Source organism: Sandarakinorhabdus sp. AAP62, assembly GCF_000331225.1.
In the GTDB taxonomy this organism is placed as follows: Bacteria; Pseudomonadota; Alphaproteobacteria; order Sphingomonadales; family Sphingomonadaceae; genus Sandarakinorhabdus.
In genome coordinates, this window is record NZ_ANFY01000007.1 from 391,058 (window position 1) to 408,836 (window position 17,779).

Annotated in this window: 15 protein-coding genes; 10 read left to right on the forward strand and 5 right to left on the reverse strand. The window is 65.3% G+C overall.

Annotation, left to right across the window (positions count from 1 at the left end; genetic code table 11):
- Window positions 1–32: 32 nt before the first annotated feature.
- The gene (locus D619_RS0108330) at window positions 33–926 is read right to left on the reverse strand and encodes a response regulator (protein ID WP_017668126.1); all 894 of its coding nucleotides are present in this window, start codon (window positions 924–926) and stop codon (window positions 33–35) included.
- Complete coding sequence (locus tag D619_RS0108335; RefSeq protein WP_017668127.1) at window positions 923–2,383, reverse strand: ATP-binding protein; 1,461 nt, start codon at window positions 2,381–2,383, stop codon at window positions 923–925. Before D619_RS0108335 ends, D619_RS0108330 begins: the two co-directional genes overlap by 4 nt.
- Before the next feature lie 174 nt (window positions 2,384–2,557).
- Between D619_RS0108335 and D619_RS16125 the strand changes: the two genes are divergently transcribed.
- Window positions 2,558–4,081 carry an amidase gene (locus D619_RS16125; protein ID WP_243442621.1) on the forward strand — a complete coding sequence of 508 codons (1,524 nt, stop codon included), beginning with the start codon at window positions 2,558–2,560 and terminating at the stop codon, window positions 4,079–4,081.
- A gap of 111 nt (window positions 4,082–4,192) precedes the next feature.
- Window positions 4,193–5,329, forward strand: coding sequence for a cobalamin-independent methionine synthase II family protein (locus tag D619_RS0108345; protein ID WP_017668129.1), 1,137 nt, complete (start codon window positions 4,193–4,195; stop codon window positions 5,327–5,329).
- 192 nt (window positions 5,330–5,521) lie between these two features.
- Here D619_RS0108345 and D619_RS0108350 read toward each other — a convergent pair whose 3' ends face one another.
- Window positions 5,522–6,547: a 5-methyltetrahydropteroyltriglutamate--homocysteine methyltransferase gene (locus D619_RS0108350; RefSeq protein ID WP_017668130.1), complete on the reverse strand. Its 1,026-nt coding sequence runs from the start codon at window positions 6,545–6,547 to the stop codon at window positions 5,522–5,524.
- Between the two features lie 53 nt (window positions 6,548–6,600).
- Window positions 6,601–8,148 (reverse strand): winged helix-turn-helix domain-containing protein, encoded by a 1,548-nt coding sequence (locus tag D619_RS0108355; RefSeq protein ID WP_026090858.1) that lies wholly within the window; start codon window positions 8,146–8,148, stop codon window positions 6,601–6,603.
- Between the two features lie 168 nt (window positions 8,149–8,316).
- Between D619_RS0108355 and D619_RS18215 the strand changes: the two genes are divergently transcribed.
- Window positions 8,317–8,946 (forward strand): PEPxxWA-CTERM sorting domain-containing protein, encoded by a 630-nt coding sequence (locus tag D619_RS18215; RefSeq protein ID WP_243442622.1) that lies wholly within the window; start codon window positions 8,317–8,319, stop codon window positions 8,944–8,946.
- A 6-nt stretch (window positions 8,947–8,952) separates the two neighbouring features.
- Here the strand turns inward: D619_RS18215 and D619_RS0108365 are convergent, their stop codons facing one another.
- Complete coding sequence (locus D619_RS0108365; RefSeq protein WP_017668132.1) at window positions 8,953–9,708, reverse strand: citryl-CoA lyase; 756 nt, start codon at window positions 9,706–9,708, stop codon at window positions 8,953–8,955.
- Window positions 9,709–9,839: 131 nt separating this feature from the next.
- Here D619_RS0108365 and D619_RS0108370 point away from each other — a divergent pair, with 131 nt between their 5' ends.
- The 7 genes from D619_RS0108370 to D619_RS0108400 all read left to right on the forward strand — a co-directional run bounded on the left by D619_RS0108370 (window position 9,840) and on the right by D619_RS0108400 (window position 17,778).
- Entirely contained in the window at window positions 9,840–11,036 is a 1,197-nt protein-coding gene (locus D619_RS0108370; protein WP_017668133.1) for a CaiB/BaiF CoA-transferase family protein, read from the forward strand.
- Between the two features lie 110 nt (window positions 11,037–11,146).
- Window positions 11,147–11,950: an IclR family transcriptional regulator C-terminal domain-containing protein gene (locus tag D619_RS0108375; protein ID WP_017668134.1), complete on the forward strand. Its 804-nt coding sequence runs from the start codon at window positions 11,147–11,149 to the stop codon at window positions 11,948–11,950.
- A gap of 240 nt (window positions 11,951–12,190) precedes the next feature.
- Window positions 12,191–14,365 (forward strand): TonB-dependent receptor, encoded by a 2,175-nt coding sequence (locus D619_RS0108380; RefSeq protein WP_017668135.1) that lies wholly within the window; start codon window positions 12,191–12,193, stop codon window positions 14,363–14,365.
- 17 nt (window positions 14,366–14,382) lie between these two features.
- Window positions 14,383–14,985 (forward strand): NAD(P)H:quinone oxidoreductase, encoded by a 603-nt coding sequence (gene wrbA / locus D619_RS0108385; protein ID WP_026090860.1) that lies wholly within the window; start codon window positions 14,383–14,385, stop codon window positions 14,983–14,985.
- Window positions 14,986–15,013: 28 nt separating this feature from the next.
- Window positions 15,014–15,565 (forward strand): VOC family protein, encoded by a 552-nt coding sequence (locus D619_RS0108390; protein WP_020480431.1) that lies wholly within the window; start codon window positions 15,014–15,016, stop codon window positions 15,563–15,565.
- Between the two features lie 5 nt (window positions 15,566–15,570).
- Entirely contained in the window at window positions 15,571–16,368 is a 798-nt protein-coding gene (locus D619_RS17275) for an alpha/beta hydrolase (RefSeq protein WP_193743277.1), read from the forward strand.
- A 249-nt stretch (window positions 16,369–16,617) separates the two neighbouring features.
- On the forward strand, window positions 16,618–17,778 hold the full coding sequence (locus D619_RS0108400; RefSeq protein WP_017668139.1) for a tyrosine-type recombinase/integrase: 1,161 nt from the start codon (window positions 16,618–16,620) through the stop codon (window positions 17,776–17,778).
- Window position 17,779: the final 1 nt, after the last annotated feature.

Here is a 17,779-nt window from a genome sequence, read left to right on the forward strand (position 1 = left end):
TAGCGGGCCGCATCGCCGCTGCCAAATGCCTCTTATTGCGCCAGTGTCTTCACGGCCGCCGCTGCGGCCGACGCGCGGTTCTCGATCCCCATCTTTTCGAAAATCTGTTCGAGATGCTTGTTCACGGTGCGCGGGGAGATGCCGAGGATCTCCGAAATCTCGCGGTTGGCCTTGCCGCGGCTGATCCACAACAGCACTTCGGCTTCGCGCTCGGTCAGGCCGTGGCGCTGGGCCAGCAGCTTCTCATCCGCGCCTTCCAGCGTTTCGGTCAGGCGGAAGTGCCGTTCCTCGCCCTTGCTGGCGACGGCGGCGAATTCGACCCGAACGCCGGGGAAATCCTGGCGAACCCGCGCTTCGCCCTGGGCCAGCCGCTGCAACTGCCCGGCCAGGGCCGGCGGCAATTGTTCGCCCACGCCCACGCCGAACCGTGCGGCGAGGATGGCGGCGCTGCGTGGCGTTGTCCACAGGATGCGGCCGTCGCCGTCCAGCGCCAGCAGCGGCCGGTTGCTGGCATCGAGTGCCCCCTGGGCGCCGGCGGCGATGCGGGCATTGCCCAGATGCACCTTCAGCCGCGCCAGCAGTTCGGCCAGCACGATCGGTTTCTTCACATAATCGACGCCGCCCGCCGCCAGCCCATCCAGCACATTTTCGGTTTCGGTGAGACCGGTCATGAAAATCACCGGCACGCCGGCCAGCGCCGGATCGGCCTTGATGCGGCGCGTGGTTTCAAAGCCGTCGATGCCGGGCATCACCGCATCCATCAACACCAGATCGGGCAGTTCGGCGGCCAGGCTGGCCAGCGCGGTTTCGCCATCACGCGCGATGCGCACGCCATAGCCTTCGCCTTCCAGCGTGTCGGTGAGAAAGCGCAGCGAATCCGGCGCGTCATCCACCACCAGGATGGTCGTGTGCGGGGTTTCGGTCATGGTTTCGGTTCCCCAACTCCAGCATCTATCGGCTGTTGTTCCGCCAACAGTTTCTGAAAGGCGGCAAGATCAAATTCGTCAAGGGCCATGGTCAACCTGGTCACCAGCGGCAGTGCGTCGGGCACGGCTTGCGCAAGCGCCGCCAGCGCGTTGGTCAGGCCCCGCACATGGCCGCTGCGGGCCAGCCGCGCCAGCTCGGCAAGATGGCTGCGGGCCGCTTCGGGCAGCGTGGTCACCGCTGTGCGCGGCACCACAGTGCCCTCATAAGTCCAGATCAGGCCCAGCGTACTGCCGATCATGGCAAACAGGGCCTGCTGGTCGACGGGTTTCAGCACAAAGCCATCATGATCGCCGGTGCTGGCCACGCCCACCAGTTCGCTGGTGTTGCCTGAAACCATCAGGATGAGGATGTCCCGGCCAAAACGTTCCCGCAGGCGGCGCGCCACTTCCCAGCCGTTCAGGCCCGGCATCGACACATCCAGCAGCACCAGATCGGGCCGGCCCAGTTCGGCCAGCGACAGCCCGGCGCCACCCGAACCGGCAACGAACAGGTTGAAGCCCACCGGGCGCAGCAATTCCTGCCACAAGGTCAATTGGCCGGGATCATCGTCGATGGCCAATATGGTGCGGCGGCGGCCTTCATAGCCGATGGGCAGCCCGTGCGGCTGGCCTTCGGGTGGGGCGCTGTTGGGCTGCGGCAGCAACAGGCGCAGCAGGAAGCGGCTGCCGGCGCCAGGCTCGCTTTTCACCGTGATTTCGCCGCCCATGATCTGGCCCAGCATGCGCGACAGCGCGAGGCCGAGGCCGATACCCGGCGCCACGCCCGAAGCCCGGCCGCCGCCCCGATCAAAGGGCTGGAAAATGCGCTCCGCATCTTCGGGCGCGATGCCGATGCCGGTATCGGCCACTTCGAATTCCGCCACCATCGAACGATAGCGCACCGAAAGGGTGACACGACCGGTTTCGGTATATTTGATGGCGTTGGAAAGCAGGTTGATCAGCACCTGGCGCAGCCGGCGTTCATCGGCCAGCACCCAGGTCGGCAGGTTGGGGGCCACGCTGAAGACGAATTCCAGCCCCTTGTTCTGCGCCTCGATGCGGAACATGGCGGCCACCTGCTCCACCAGCGCCCGCAGTGCCACGGTTTCGCGGTTCAGCTTCATCACGCCGGATTCGATGCGGCTGATGTCGAGCAGGCCTTCGACGAGATCGGCAAGATGTTCGGAGGAACGGCGGATGATGCGCCCGGCTTCGCTGGGTGTGATGGCGGCGCCGCGTTCCAGCAGCTGGGCATAGCCGTGGATGGCATTCAACGGCGTGCGGATTTCGTGGGACAGGCCCATCAGGAACTGTGTCTTGGCCTGGTTGGCGGCTTCGGCCACGGCGCGCGCCTGTTCCAGCGCCGCGATGCGGGCGCCGGGATCGGAATCAGCCGGATGTGGGCCGGGCGTGTTCACCGCCGGCCTTGTCCCTGCTTGTGCGCCTCACCTGCCTGCAACCGCCGCGTCCCCGTTCTTCGCATGTGCAGCATTGTTAGACCGATGTGCCGCAGTTGCAAATCATGCCACGGCGCGCAAAGTCTGCGCGTTACACATTTGCAACAGGGGGCCGATATGCGGATGCGGGCAATCATGATGGTGGCGGGCGGGTTGATGGTGCAGGCCATGCCGGCGAGCGCCCAACCAGTCGGCGTGGCGGAAGCCAACACTGCCGCGGCGATCACCCGCATCAAGGCGCTGAATCCAAGGCTGAACGCGGTGATCGCCGTTGATCCCACCGCGCTCGATCAGGCGCGTGCGCTTGATCGCCAGCGCAAGGCGCGCGGGCTCCTGCATGGCATGCCGATCCTGGTGAAGGACAATGTGGACATGGCCGGGCCCTTGCCCACCACCGCCGGCAGCCTGGCCCTGAAGGACAATGTGACCGGCCGCGATGCGCCGTTCGTGGCGCGCCTGCGTGCGGCGGGTGCCGTTATGGTGGGCAAGACCAATCTTTCCGAATGGGCGAATATCCGCGCCGATGCCTCGATCTCGGGCTGGAGCGCGGTGGGCGGGCAGACGCGCAACCCGCACGCGCTGTCGCGCAACACCTGCGGATCCTCCTCCGGCAGCGGCGCGGCAGTGGCGGCGCAGATGGTGGATGCCGCGATCGGTACGGAAACCGATGGCAGCGTCACCTGCCCGGCGGCGATGAACGGCATCGTGGGGCTGAAGCCCACAGTGGGCCTTGTCAGCCGCACCCACGTGGTGCCGATCAGCCACAGCCAGGATACCGCCGGGCCGATGACCCGCGACGTGACGCTGGCGGCGCGCTTGCTCACCGTGATGGCCGGCAGCGACCCGGCTGATCCGGCCACCAAGGAGGCCGACGCCCGCAAACAGGATTATGTCACTGCGCTGAAGCCCGACGCGCTGCAGGGCGCCCGCATTGGCGTGCTGCGCTGGGCCACCGGCTGGCATACGGGTGTCGATGCCCGCTTCGAAGCGGCGCTGGCCGTGCTGAAGGCACAGGGCGCGGAACTGGTGGACATCACCACCAGCCCCAATCGTCGCGAGATTGGCGCCAATGAATTCCTGGTGCTGCTGACCGAGCTGAAGGCCGACATGGCGGCCTATCTCGCCACCGCGCCAGCCAATGTGAAAACGCGCACGCTGGCCGACCTCATCGCCTTCAACAAGGCCAATGCCGCCGCCGAAATGGGCCTGTTCGGGCAGGACACGTTCGAGAAGGCCGAAGCCACCAAGGGCCTCGCCGATCCGGGTTACATCAAGGCGCGCGAAACCTCGCTGCGGCTGGCCGGCAAGGAAGGCATCGACAAGATGCTGGCCGATGCCAAGGTGGAGGTGCTCGTGGCCCCCACCACCGCGCCGGCCTGGTTCATCGATCCGGTGAACGCCGATCAGTCTCCGGGCGGCGGCGCCGGTGGACTGGCGGCGGTCGCCGGCTATCCGCACCTCACCGTGCCGATGGGCGGCGTGCGCGGACTGCCGGTTGGCCTCAGCTTCATCGGCCCGGCGTGGAGTGAGGCACGGCTGCTGGCCCTGGGCTTTGCCTTTGAACAGGCGGCGCCGACGATGAAATTGATCCCGACGTTTGTGCAAACGGTCGAGGAATCGACGGAGGTCCAGAAGCTGTTCTCAGCGGCGAAACGTTGACCAGCCAGGAAATCCGGTGACCACTGGCTTGACCGATAATTTGCCGCACCCCCACTGGCGCGTGGCACTCGTGCTGTTTATGCGCAGGTCAGTTGCAAGGGGGTCACCATCATGGCGAACGCGTTTCTCACTACCCACGTTGGCAGCCTGCCGCGGGCTGCCGATCTGCTGGAACAGATCATCGCTCGCGAGGAAGGCCAGGCCGTGGATGAAAGCGCCCTGGCCGCGCGCATCGAACAGGCCGTCGCCTACGTGGTGGGCAAGCAGGCCGCCGCCGGCATCGACATCATCAACGATGGCGAACAGTCCAAGCCCAGCTATGCCACCTACATCAAGGATCGCCTGACCGGCTTCGGCGGCAGCGGCACGTCCTACGTGTTCCAGGACATCGAGGATTTCCCCGGCGTCAAGCAACGCATCTTCGGCGACGAAGGCCGCAAGCACCGCAAGACCCCGGCCTGCAACGCCCCCATCACCGTGAAGGACATGGAAGCGGTGAAGCTGGATGCCGCCAACCTCAACAGTGCGCTGAAGGCACACCCGGGCCGGCAGGCCTTCATGTCCGCCGCCTCGCCCGGCGTCACCGCGCTCTTCTTCCGCAACGATTATTACGCCAGCGATGAAGACTATGTGATGGCGCTCGCCGAAGGGCTGCGCCACGAATATGAAGCCATCGTTGATGCCGGCATCATGCTGCAGGTCGATTGCCCCGATCTCGCCATGGGCCGCCACACCCAGTTCCGCGATCGTGATCTGAACGGCTTCCGCGACGCGATGGAACTCAACATCGCCGCCCTCAATCACGCCACGCGCAACATCGCGCCGGAACAGATGCGCATGCACCTGTGCTGGGGCAACTACCCCGGCCCGCACCATTGCGACGTGCCGCTACAGGACATCGTCGACGTCGTCTGGAAGGCCCGCCCGCACGCCATCCAGTTCGAAGCCGCCAACCCCCGCCACGCCCACGAATTCGCCGTGTTCGAAAACGTGAAGCTGCCCGAAGGCAAGAAGCTCATCCCCGGCGTCGTCGAATGCCAAAGCCCCTATATCGAACACCCCGAACTCATCGCCCAGCGCATCGCCCGCTACGCCCACCTCGTCGGCCGCGACAATGTCCAGGCTGGCATCGATTGCGGCTTCTCCATCCACGCCGGCTCCGGCGGGGTAGACCCGGACGTGGTTTGGGCCAAGATGGCGGCGATGGCCGAAGGCGCCCGCATCGCCACGAAGATGTTCTGGAAGTAGGAAGAAGGGCCTCCGGCGGGCAGGGACTCAGTCCCTGCACCCGTTTGTTGTCGGACGGCCCTTCGGAACAGGAACGAGCTGTCATGCTGGCGAAGGCCAGCATCCACTTCAGATCAGGCACAAGTTCAGCGGCATTGGCTCAGGCTGTTCGATGGATGCTGGCCTTCGCCAGCATGACAGGCCCTTGATGGCTCAGCCGCCCATTTCCGACCGCACGATCGCCGCGCCGGCGACCATCGCCTGCATCTTTCCGAAGGCGGTTTCCCGCGGCAGATATTTCATGCCGCAATCGGGCGCGATGATCACCTTGGCAGGGTCCACATGTGGCAGCGCCCGGCGGATGCGCGCCGCCACCATCTCGGCCGTCTCCACATTGGGATCGGAAAGATCGATCACGCCCAGGATGATGGTCTTGCCGGCCAGGCTCGTGAGGATGCTGGTGTCGAGATTGGACTGCGCCGTCTCGATGCTCACGCTGCCCACCGTCGATCCGGCCAGTTCGGGCAGGAAATTATAGCCCGCCGGCCGTTCGTGGATGATCGCGGCATAGCCGAAGCAGATGTGCAGCGCCGTGTCGCCGGTGATGCCGTCGAGCGCGGCGTTCACCGCCTCCAGCCCATATTCGCGCGCCTTCTCGGGCCGCGCCTGCATGTAGGGCTCGTCGATCTGCACCACGTCGGCCCCGGCCGCAAAAAGATCGCGGATCTCGGCATTCACTGCGGCCGCATAATCCAGCGCCATCTCCCGCTCACTGGCGTAAAAATCATTCTGCGCCTGGCAGCTCATGGTGAACGGGCCCGGCACGGTGATCTTGATGCGCCTGGTCGTGTTGGCGCGCAGGAACTGCACATCGCGCACCTCCACGGCATGGCGGCGGCGGATCCTGCCCGTCACCCGCGGCACCGGGTTGGGATGGCCCGACCGATCGAGCGCCGTGCCCGGATTGTCGAGATCGACGCCATCGAGCGCAGTTGCAAAGCGGTTGGAATAACTCTCCCGCCGCATCTCGCCATCGGTGATGATGTCCAGCCCGGCGCGTTCCTGGTCGCGGATGGCGATGATCGTCGCGTCATCCTGCGCCTGGTCCAGATACGCCGGCGCCACCCGCCACAATTCCAGCGCCCGCACCCGCGGCGGAAACCGCCCGGCCAGCTTCGCGCGGTCGATCAGCCAGTCCGGCTGCGGATAGCTGCCGACGAGCGAGGTTGGAAACAACATGGACTGATCTCCCCAGATATGCGCGGCCCTGTCTGGCGCAGCGCAGGCGAATGTCAACCGGCGCGGCGCGCCTGGAAATCCGGTGTCACCCCGGCCCTTGCCCAATAATCTGTCATGCCAACCCGTTCCAGCAAGGGCAGGAAACCGGCGTGGGCCCGCAGGGAGGCCGTGGCGGGTATGAACAGCACCAGCGTCTTGCGCCGGTGCTGATCGTTCAGGTTGGCAGCGAAACGGCGATCGTTGCGCAGCCGCCCGGCATGGCGCCCTTCCCCCAGCAGCATGCCGCGTGCCACGTCCATGGCGGCATCGGGCGCACCCAGAACAGCAAGGTGCTGGATGGCCGCCACTGCCGGGCCGATCCCATTGGGAGACAGGGCACGGTTCAGATCGATGGCATTGGCCGCATCGGCCGGGCGCCGGCTGGCCAGTGCCGTGAAGGTGGCTTCAAAACAGCGTCGCATGGGCGGCGGCATCAGTGCGCTGTGGCTGGGTTCTTCCAGCATGCGCAAGGCGGCTTCGGCGCGGCCGGTATAGGCATAGGTCCACATCCGGGCCATCCAGATCGCGCCGTGCATCGGCCACAGGGTAACGGCCCGATCGGCGGTGCGATCCATGTCGCGGATCAGGCCATTGGCCCACTGCCGATAGATCAGCTTGTACTGGAAAAGTGCCGCCATCGGATCGGCCGAGGCCTGCTGCAGGCTGATGTCGAGGGCCTTTGCCATCTGCCCTGTCGAGCCATGCAGCACGCCCAGCGCATCGAGCGCGGCCGCCTGGCCCGGCACTGTCTGCAGCACCGTTTCCAGCCCACGCCGCACGTTCTGCCAATCGCCAAACAGGGGTGGAATCATGGCGCGGGCCGCGAGGGCCTCTCCCTGCTGCGGATCAAGGGCAAACGCCCGGCTGACGGCCTGCTCGCAGCGCTCCAGTGCGGCTTGTGCAAGCTCCGGGCCGCCATTTTCCGACAAGTCGCGCTGGACAAGAGCCAGCATGCCCCAAGCAGGCGCATGATCGGGGGCCAGTGCCACCGCCTGCTCGGCGGCCTGCACGCCATCCCTGCTGTTTCCGCCCAGACCAAGGCGCCAGTGATCGCGGGCGCGGGCAATCAGGATTTCGGCCTGCTCGCGCTCTGGATCGGGTCTGGCCAGCCAGCCCGTCACGCCGACCAGTCCGGCCGCGACGCCAGCAGAAATGGCCGTGCGGCGAGTCAGCAGCGGGCGCAGGCCGGGCGCCAACGGCGCCGTCGCTGCTCCTTCATCGCCCGCCGGCAGAACGAGGCGATAGCCGGTCTTGCTCAGCGTTTCGACCTGAACCCCTGTGATGCCCGCGCCCCGCAGGGCACGCCTGATGGCGGCGATGGCGCGATTCAGACTGTCTTCGCCCACCACCACCCCGTCCCAGCAATCCTCCAGCAGCTGCTCGCGCGCCTGTACAATCCCGGGCGTCGTGGCCAGGGCCAGCAGCACGCGCATCACTTGCGGTTCAAGGGTCTGAGTGCCAGCTGGCCCCTCGATGCGGCGTTCGCTGGCCAGGATGCGGGCATCCGCCAGCGCCAGCGGGATCGAGCCCAGGCTGATCCGGTGCGATGTTGGACGGTCCAACTGCGTGCCCCCCCATGCCGCTGCCAAAACATCAGGAAATGATCAGGTCTTCATCATCGCCTCTTGGCCGAACTTGCGCAAGCTTCAGGGAGGTGCGGCCCAGGTGGCGCACGTCATGTTCGGGGGTTGATGATGATGAAACTGCGCTCTCTGCTGGTTGCAGTGGCCATGCTGGCTACTGCTCTGCCCGTTCAGGCGACCATTGCCGATCCTGCCGGCGATTTCCTGCCCAGCTTCACCGGCACGCCGCTTGGCGAGGTGGATATCGCCGGAGCCGCGGTGGCGCGCCGGGCCACCGGCTGGGATTTCTCGGTCACGGCCAATGGCCCGGTCGGGGTGACACCGGGCGTGCTCTATGTGTGGGGCATCAACCGCGGCGCCGGCACGCCGCGGCTCAGCTTCGGCACGCCCAGCATCGGCGCCGGGGTGAATTTCGATGCGGTGTTCGTGATGTTCGGCAATGGCGATGCCCGCATCGCCGCCTTCCCGGCTGCGGGGCCGCCGGCCATCACCAATCTGCCCGGTGCGCTCAGCCTTTCGGGCAACAACATCAGCGGCTTTGCGCCGTTGTCGCTCCTGCCCTCGCGCGGCTTTGCGCCTGAGGATTACACATTCTCGCTCTGGTCTCGGCTGCGGGCCAATCCGCTGCTCGATGGCACCAATGTCGAGATTGCCGATTTCCTGGGTGCAGGCGGGTTTGCCGCCAGCGTGCCGGAACCGCAGAGCTGGGCCCTGCTGCTGGCCGGTTTTGCCGGGGTGGGAATGATGGCACGCCGCCAGCGCCAGCGCGTGGCCTGATGGCGATCAGGCGCCGTCGTAACTGATTGCAGCGGCGGCGGCGCCTGACATGATGAAGCCGATCGGGCGTTCGGTTTCTTCCTGCAGGTGGGCGATCAGGCTGGCGGTGCGCGCCAGCAGCGAGATGCCCTTCAGCGCCGCCAGCGGGAAGCCGACATCGAGCATGACGGCCGGGATGGCGCCGTTGACGTTGATCGGCAGGCTGCGGCCGATGGCTGCGGGCAAGGCGGCCTGGATGGCGTAAAGCGCCGCGATATGCGCGCCTTCGATGCCGTGCTCTGCGGCCAGCTTCAGCAGCAGGTTGGCGCGCGGGTCGCCGTCGCTGTGCTGCGGGTGGCCAAAGCCGGGGATGGCCTTCTTATCGGCGCGAAGGGCTTTCACCTCGCCGGCGGGGTCATTGGATTCCACCACTTGTGCCAGGAAGCGGCCGGCGACTTCAGCCGAACCCAGTACCACGCTGCCGCAGCCGAGCAGGCCGGCGGCGACAGCGCCATGGAAGGCTTCCGGCGCGGCGGCATAGGTCATGCGGGTGGCGACGACGGAAGGCACAAGGCCGTGCTCGGCAATGGCGCACAGCACGGCATTGGCAAAGAATTTCTGTTTGTCTGTCGGCAGTTGGCCCGTGACCAACAGCCAGAAATAGCTGGTGAAATCGATGTTTCCGATAATCTCGCCCACAAGGTCGTGGCCGCGCACGGTGATGCTGTGGGCATCCGATGTGCAGATGGCGGTGAAAGGGGCGTCCTGCTTGCCGATGCGCATGATGGGTCCTAATCTTCGAAATACGAACTTGCCTTCGATATGCGAAAAGATTAGAGACGGCAAGCGTGGTTGACTGTTGGAGACATCCTGCAGCGATCCGAAATTCATGCTTTTGGTGCAGGAACTCTGCGATGCAAACGGACGCGAACGCACAATCCGCTGGTCTGCCGCTGGCCGGCGTGACGGTGCTGGAAATGGGCACCTTCATCACCGGGCCGTGCGCCGGCATGTTGCTGGCCGATCTGGGCGCCCGCGTCATCAAGATCGAGCAGCCGGGAAGTGGGGATCCGTTCCGGGCGTTCAAGGGCACGCTCTACTCACCCCATTTCCAGACCTGGAATCGCAACAAGCAATCGGTCACGCTCGATACGCGTGGGCCCGACGATCTGGCGGCGTTCGATGCGCTGGTGGCAGGGGCCGACGTGTTCATCCAGAATTTCCGCCCCGGCGTCGCGAAAAGGCTGGGCGTCGATTGGGAACGGCTGCACGCCATCAATCCGCGCCTGGTCTATGCCAGCATCTCCGGCTTTGGCGCCACCGGCCCGGATGCCGATCGCCCGGCGTTCGACACCGTGGCCCAGGCTGCCAGCGGCTTCCTGCGCCTGCTGGTCAACCCGGTGCACCCGCGTGTGGTTGGCCCGGCCATTGGCGACATGATGACCGGCTTCTACACCGCGCAGGGCGTGCTCGCCGCACTGTTCCAGCGCCAGGCCACCGGGCTGGGACGTCTCGTCGAAACCTCGATGTTCGAAGCCATGGCGCACTTCAACCTTGATGATTTCACCCATCTTTTCGCCGCCGATCAGGTGATGGACGCCTATTCGCGCCCGCATGTTTCGCAATCCTATGTGTTCCAGTGTTCGGATGGCCTGTGGCTGGCGCTGCACATGTCGAGCCCGCCGAAATTCTGGGAAAATCTCGCCGAAGCGGTGGGCCAGCCCGACATGCTGCAACTGCCGGCCTTTGCCGATCGCAACGCCCGCATCGCCCATTATGAGGACGTGGTGGCCCATCTGGCACCGGTGTTTGCCTGCCGCCCGCGCGCCGAATGGCTGGCCACGCTGCGCCGCCTCGAAGTACCGTCGGCACCGGTCGCCACCAGCGTGGAAGTGCTGCAGGACGAGCAGGCCAAACATCTGCAGCTCGAAATCGCCGCGCCCGGCCCGATGGGCGCATTCCGCACCATCCGCTCGCCGCTCAGCTTTGATGGCCAGCGCAGCCTGACGGTCACGGCGCCGCCGGTGCTGGGGCAGGACAATGACGCCATCCTCGGTCCCATTCGGACTGTGGGCGCTGAAGCGGCCGAGTTAATGCCATCTGCCGGTTGATTAACGGCAAAAACCCGCCCATGCCGAGCTTGTCGAGGCACCTACCGACTGTGGTGCATGCCTCGACAAGCTCGGCATGAGCGGATTGGGTTTGCGGCAAGGGAATCGCGATGGCCGGCTCCGAGAAGGATCCCGAATATCTCTCCACGCTGGAGCGCGGCCTTTCGGTGCTGCGCGCCTTTGATGCGACGCGGCCGGAAATGGCCTTGTCGGAGGTGGCCGTAGCGACCGGGCTTTCCCCGGCCGTGGCGAGGCGTTGCCTCAACACGCTGGTGGCATTGGGTTATATCCGCCAGGACGGCCGCCGTTTCCTGCTGACGCCGGAAGTGCTCGCCTTTGGTTCGGCCTATCTGTCGTCGATGAACATCGAGACCATCGCGGTGCCGCCCCTGCAGGCGCTGGGCCAGGCCACCGGCGATTCGGTCAGCCTTGCCGTGCGGTCGGGCCGCGAGATCCTTTATGTCTGCCACATCCCGTCCAACCGGCGCATCCGCCTGGGCGCCGGGGTGGGCACGCGCTTTCCGCTCAATGCCACCTCGATGGGCAAGGTCATCATTGCCTTTCAAGGCGATGCCGCGATCGATGCCTATCTGGCCGGCGGCCCGCTGCCGCGCCTGACCGAGCGGACGATCACCGATCCTGACAGTTTCCGTGCCCGGCTGCAGACCATCCGGGAGCGCCGCTACGACAGCGCGCTCGATGAACTGGATTATGGCATCGTTTCGGTGGCGGTGCCGCTGTTCGATGTGGCCGGCCACGTGGTGGGTGCCATCAATTGCTCCACCTCCACCACCCGCATCAGCCAGGACGAGCTGGTGCGCACCCGGCTGCCGCTGCTCGCCGAGGCGGCGGGCACGATCGCCAGTGAACTGCGGCGTTTTCCGCAATTGGCTCGCTCGCTCTCCGGCAGTTGAGGCATGTGCTGCCGGCCGTGTCGGGATTGTGCCGGCCGGCTGCCCTCCTGTGCCGGACCGTTGCCGCCGCGCCACAGCGGCCGACTGCCGCACTGAATTTCGCATATCGAACTTGACTTCGTATGGCGAAGGCTTAAGCGCCGCAGAAGTCATCAATGTGTCCTTGGCCGTTCGGGCCAGCACGCAGGGCGTCAGCGGCGGAAAACAGCCGGGGTCGCCCATCATGGGGAGGCAGTTTTCATGCAGATCAAGTTCGCCCGTCACGCCCTGCGCCTGGCCAGTGTTTCCGCGCTCGCTCTTGCCGCGATGCCCGCCTTCGCCCAAACTGCTGCTGCCGAAGATGCCGGCGAGATCATCGTCACCGCCACCCGCCGTGCCGATACGGTGCAGAACACGCCCGCCGCCATCACCGCCTTCAATAGCGTCGCCATCCAGGCCGCCGGCATCGAGCGTCCGGGTGATTTCATCGGGCTGACCAGCAACGTCAACCTGGTCGAGACCCAGAACGCCGGCAACGCCTTCGTCATCATCCGCGGCATCACCCAGGCCCGCAACAGCGAGCCGTCGGTCGCCGTGATCGTCGATGGCATCCAGCAGGTGAACCCGGCCCAGTTCAACCAGGAACTGTTCGACATCGAGCAGATCGAAGTGCTGAAGGGCCCGCAGGGCGGTCTCTATGGTCGCAACGCCATCGGCGGCGCCATCATCATCAAGTCCAAGGCCCCCACCGATGAACTGTCGGGCAAGATCACCGCCGGCCTGGACAATGGCTTTGGCTATTATGTGCGCGGCAACGTTTCGGGGCCGATCGCCGAGAACCTGAAGTTCCGCCTCTCGGGCAGCTGGTATGATACCGATGGTTTCATCCAGAACACGTTCCTGAACGAGAAGGCCGATCCGATCAAGGATCTGAACCTGCGCGGCAATCTGCTGTGGACGCCGGCGGAAGGCCTCGATGTCGATCTGCGCGTCGCCTATTCGAACCTGCAGACGCAGGCGCTCTATTTCAACATCGTCAACGACGTGAACGACACCAGCCTGCCGGTGCGCGTCAACAACCGTGGCCAGAACGACCGCGAGATGTGGAACGCGGCGCTGAAGGTGCGTTACAGCGGCGATTGGGGCACCGTGCAGAACGTGTTCAGCTATGACCGGCTGACCGAAGTGCTGACCGGCGATGCCTTCAACTTCCTGCCGATCCGGGAATCGCTGTTCTTCCAGTTCTTCGGCTTCGATTTGAACCAGAGCCAGTTCCTGGAAGTCGATGCCTGGTCGAACGAGCTGCGCTATGAATCGCCGGCCGACAAGCCGGTGCAGTTCACCGTGGGCAGCTACATGGTCGGCACCAAGCGCTTCATTTCCACCGGCAACATGATCGACACCGGTGCCGGTGTGTTCCCGGTGTTCCGCACGCCGAGCACCAATCCGCTGAACCCGCAGTTCAGCTTCCTGTCGGACAGCCAGGACAATTTCGCCTGGGCCGTGTTTGCCAACACCAGCTGGAAGGTGAACGAGCAGCTGCGCATCGATGCCTCGCTGCGCTATGACCGCGACAATCGCGAGAATACCACGCTGACCCCCACCGCCTTCCTGCCCAACGTGCCCGGCTTCCCGCAGGGCCGCACCGGCGAAGTGCGTGAGCGCAGCTTCCAGTCGTGGCAGCCGAAGATCACCGTCACCTACAAACCGGTCGACAATGTCACCGTCTATGGTGGCTGGAGCCGCGGCTTCCGTTCGGGTGGCTTCAACCAGACCGGCGTGGGCGGCGTCGCCGCCAGCAACGGCATCGTGGGTGTGAACGACATCTTCAACGCCGAAGTGGCCGAAACCTTCGAAATCGGCCTGAAGACGCAGACCGATGACCGGCTGCTGACCTTCAACACCGCCGCCTTCACCACCCGCACGGAAAACAGCTATTTCTTCGTGTTCCTGGCAGCGAACTCGACGCAGAACCTCGGCAACGTGCCGCTGGCGCAGATCAAGGGCTTTGAAGCCGAACTGAATCTGCGGCCGGTGAAGGGCCTCGATATCAATTTCGGCCTGGGTTACACCGACAGCAATATCAAGCAGTTCGGCAACCCGGCGGCGATCGGCAACGAACTGCCGCTGATCAGCCGCTACACGCTGAATGCCGGCATCAACTATGTGACGCCGATCAGCGATGATCTCGATCTGAATGCCCGCGTGGATTATCGCCGCATCGGCCGCACCTGGTGGGATGTCGAGAACAGCACCAGCCGCAACCCGGTGAACATCGTCGATGCCCGCCTGGGTGTGTCGAACAAGCGCTGGAGCGTCACGGCGTTTTCGCAAAACCTGTTCAATGAAATCTACAACGCCGAATTCTCGCCGGGTGGTTTCGTGTTCAAGGCCCGCCCGCGCCGTTACGGCATCGAAGCCAGCTTCAACTTCTGATCGGAAAGGCACGAAAAATGGCCCGCGTTCTCGTTCTTTACTACTCCTCGTGGGGGCATGTGGAGACCATGGCCAAGGCCGTGGCCGAGGGCGCGGCCAGCGTTGACGGCGTGGAAGCCGTGGTGAAGCGGGTGCCCGAACTGGTGCCCGCCGACACCGCCGCCGCCTTCCATTACAAGACGGCGCAGGACGCCGACATCGCCGATCCGAACGAACTGGCCGATTATGACGCCATCATCATCGGCACGCCCACCCGCTTCGGCAACATGGCGGCGCAGATGCGCAACTTCCTCGATCAGACCGGCGGCCTGTGGGCCAAGGGCGCGCTGATCGGCAAGCTGGGCGGCGCGTTCGTTTCGACCGCGAGCCAGCACGGCGGCCAGGAAACCACGCTGACCAGCATCCACACCACGCTGCTGCATCACGGCATGATCATCGTCGGCCTGCCCTACAGTTTCCCGGGCAATACCATCATGACGGAAGTGAGCGGCGGCACGCCCTATGGCGCCTCCACGCTGGCCGCCGGTGATGGCAGCCGCCAGCCTTCGGCCAACGAGCTGGACGGCGCGCGTTTCCAGGGCAAGCACACCGCCGAGATTGCGAAGAAGCTGTTTGGCTGATTATCCTTTCGGGGAGAAGGAGAGCATCATGACCATCACACGTCGCCCGAACCGCCTGCATCACACCGCCTATGTGACCAAGGATCTGGAAGCCACGCGCGCTTTCTATGAGGACGTGATCGGCCTGCCGCTGATCGCCACCTGGACCGAGGCCGACGAACTGTTCGGCAAGATGCGCACCTATTGCCACGTGTTCTTCGAACTGGCGGATGGTTCGGCGCTGGCCTTCTTCCAGTTTGCCGATGCCGATGATCAGGCTGAATTCGGCCCGGAAATTCCGTCCAGCCCGTTCATCCACATCGCCCTGCATGTGGACAAGGCCACGCAGGACGAGATCGCCGCGCGCATTGCGGCGGCCGGCATTGTTGAACCACAGACCTATGTGCTGGAACATGGCTATTGCCGTTCGCTCTATGTGACCGATCCCAACGGCATGATCGTGGAATTCACCCATGATCTGGCCGAAGCGCTGGACCCGGCACTGGATGCAGAGCGTCGCGCCAACGCCCATGCCGAACTGAAGCGCTGGCTGGCCGGCGATCACACCAACAACAACAATTTCCGTCGCGAAGCGGCGTGACCGGCTTGGCGCCGTCCGCTCGGGTGGATGGCGCCTTCGCCGCCGGGAGGGTCCATCGCGTTGCGGTGCCCGGCGGCGATCTGGTGGCAGAGGTGGCCGGAACAGGGCCGGCCATCATCCTGCTGCATGGCTGGACGCTCGATCGGCGACAGTGGCGCGGGCAGGCGCCGCTGGCCGACCGGTTCACGCTGGTGGCGGTGGATCGACGCGGGTTCGGCGAATCCACCGCGCCGGCCGATCTGGCGGATGAACCGGCCGATGTGGCGCGTGTGGCGGCGGCGTTGGGGCTGGCCCGCTATCATCTCGTCGGCCTGAGCCAGGGCGGCAAGGTGGCGCTGGCGCATGCGGCGACGCGGCCGGCGGGGCTGGCGCGGATGGTGGTGATCGGCGCGCCCATTGATGCCGAAATACCGGTGCCGCCCGAAACCGTGCCCGCCGCCGCGATGGCCGCTCTGGCCCGCGCCGGCAAGCTGGCCGAGATGCGGCAGCTCTGGCTGGCGCACCCGCTCACCGCGGGCCGCCCCGAAGTGCGCGCGGCGATGGCGGCGATGCTGGTGCGCTATGACGGCCGCGATCTGGTGACGCCGGGTCGGCCACTGACGGTGACGCTGGACGACGTGCGGCGCATCACCGTGAAGGCCACCGCGCTGGCCGGCGCAGATGACACGCCTTGGCGGCGCGCCGTGGTGGATGCACTGGGCGAGGCCGGGTTGGCGACGGGCCTGATCCGCGGCGGCGGCCATCTGGCACCACTGGATGCCCCGGCCGCGACCAACGCCGCCATCATGGCCGCGCTTGCCTGAGGCGCAGGGCCGGACAGGCCGTGCCCGGTCGGGCGGAACGGGAAATCGCAATGATGCTGGCGCACCCGACAGGATTCGAACCTGTGACCTCTGCCTTCGGAGGGCCGGGAAAACGGACTTTTGTGGACTGTTACACATTGATTTTATTGATGTTGGGTCCGTGACCGTTTAGGGATGGCTACCCAAGTTTTAGGGATGGATTAGGGATGGAAAATCCCGCCATTCGACGGGTGGAGCGGAGCGGAAACAATGGCGCTGGATTTGTCCAAGGTTGGCGAACGGGAAAAGCTGAAGGCGCGCAAAGCGACTTATTGGCAACGCCTGCGGGCCGGTTGCTTTATCGGCTATCGGCCGGTGAAGGCTGGCGGCAAGGGCTTTTGGGCGGCGCGCGTTTATGATGCCGACACCCGGCGATATATCGAAAAGGCCCTTGGCGACTTCGGAACCCTGCCCGGCAGAGAACAATTCGCGGCCGCCAAGAAAGCGGCGGAAGCGGCGGCCGAACTGGTGGAGGCTGGCGGGGAATTGCGGCCTAAGGTGGCGACGGTTGCCGAGGCTTGCCAGGCCTATGCCGAAACGCGGCCGGAAGCAGAGGCGCGGTTTACCCGATTTGTTTACAGTGACCCGGTGGCCAAGGTGGAACTGGCCAAACTTCGCAAGCGACACCTTGCCGATTGGCGCAAGCGGCTGGAGGCAACGCCAGCTAAAGTTAGCCGATCAAAAAGCGGGGAGGCCAAAACACGTAAGCGGGCCGCCAGCACGGTGAACCGCGAACTGGTGGCGCTTAGGGCGGCGCTGCGGGCCGTTCTAACGCCGGGCCAGCCGGGAACCGAAGGCGCATGGCAAGAGGCCCTAAAGCCAACCGCCCACGCCGATGGCCAGCGGACGCTAGCCCTAAGCCGCGATGAACGCCGCAAGCTGCTAGATCATATCGACGCCGAGGCCCTGCCCTTTGTGAAGGCCCTATGCCTCTTGCCGCTTCGCCCCGGCGCCATGGCGTCCCTTACGGCTGGCGACTTCGACAAGCGCACGGCCGAATTGACGATTGCGAAGGATAAGGACGGCCGCCCTAGGCGCATTGTTGTGCCAGCCGGCGCCGCCGAACTGTTGACCCAGCAAGCCAAGGGCAAGTTGCCTGGCGCCCCCATGTTCATGCGGGCCAATGGCAAGGCATGGGATAAGGATAGCTGGAAACACCCGATCACTAGCGCGGTGAAGGCGGCTGGCCTGCCTGATGCCGTAACGGCCTACACGCTGCGGCATAGCACCATAACCGATTTGGTGCGGCTGGGCCTGCCCTTACTCACTATCGCCCAGATCAGTGGCACATCGGCCGAGATGATCGAAAGGCACTATGGCCACTTGGCGAAGGACGCCGCCGTGAAGGCGCTAGCCGAATTGACACTTTGAC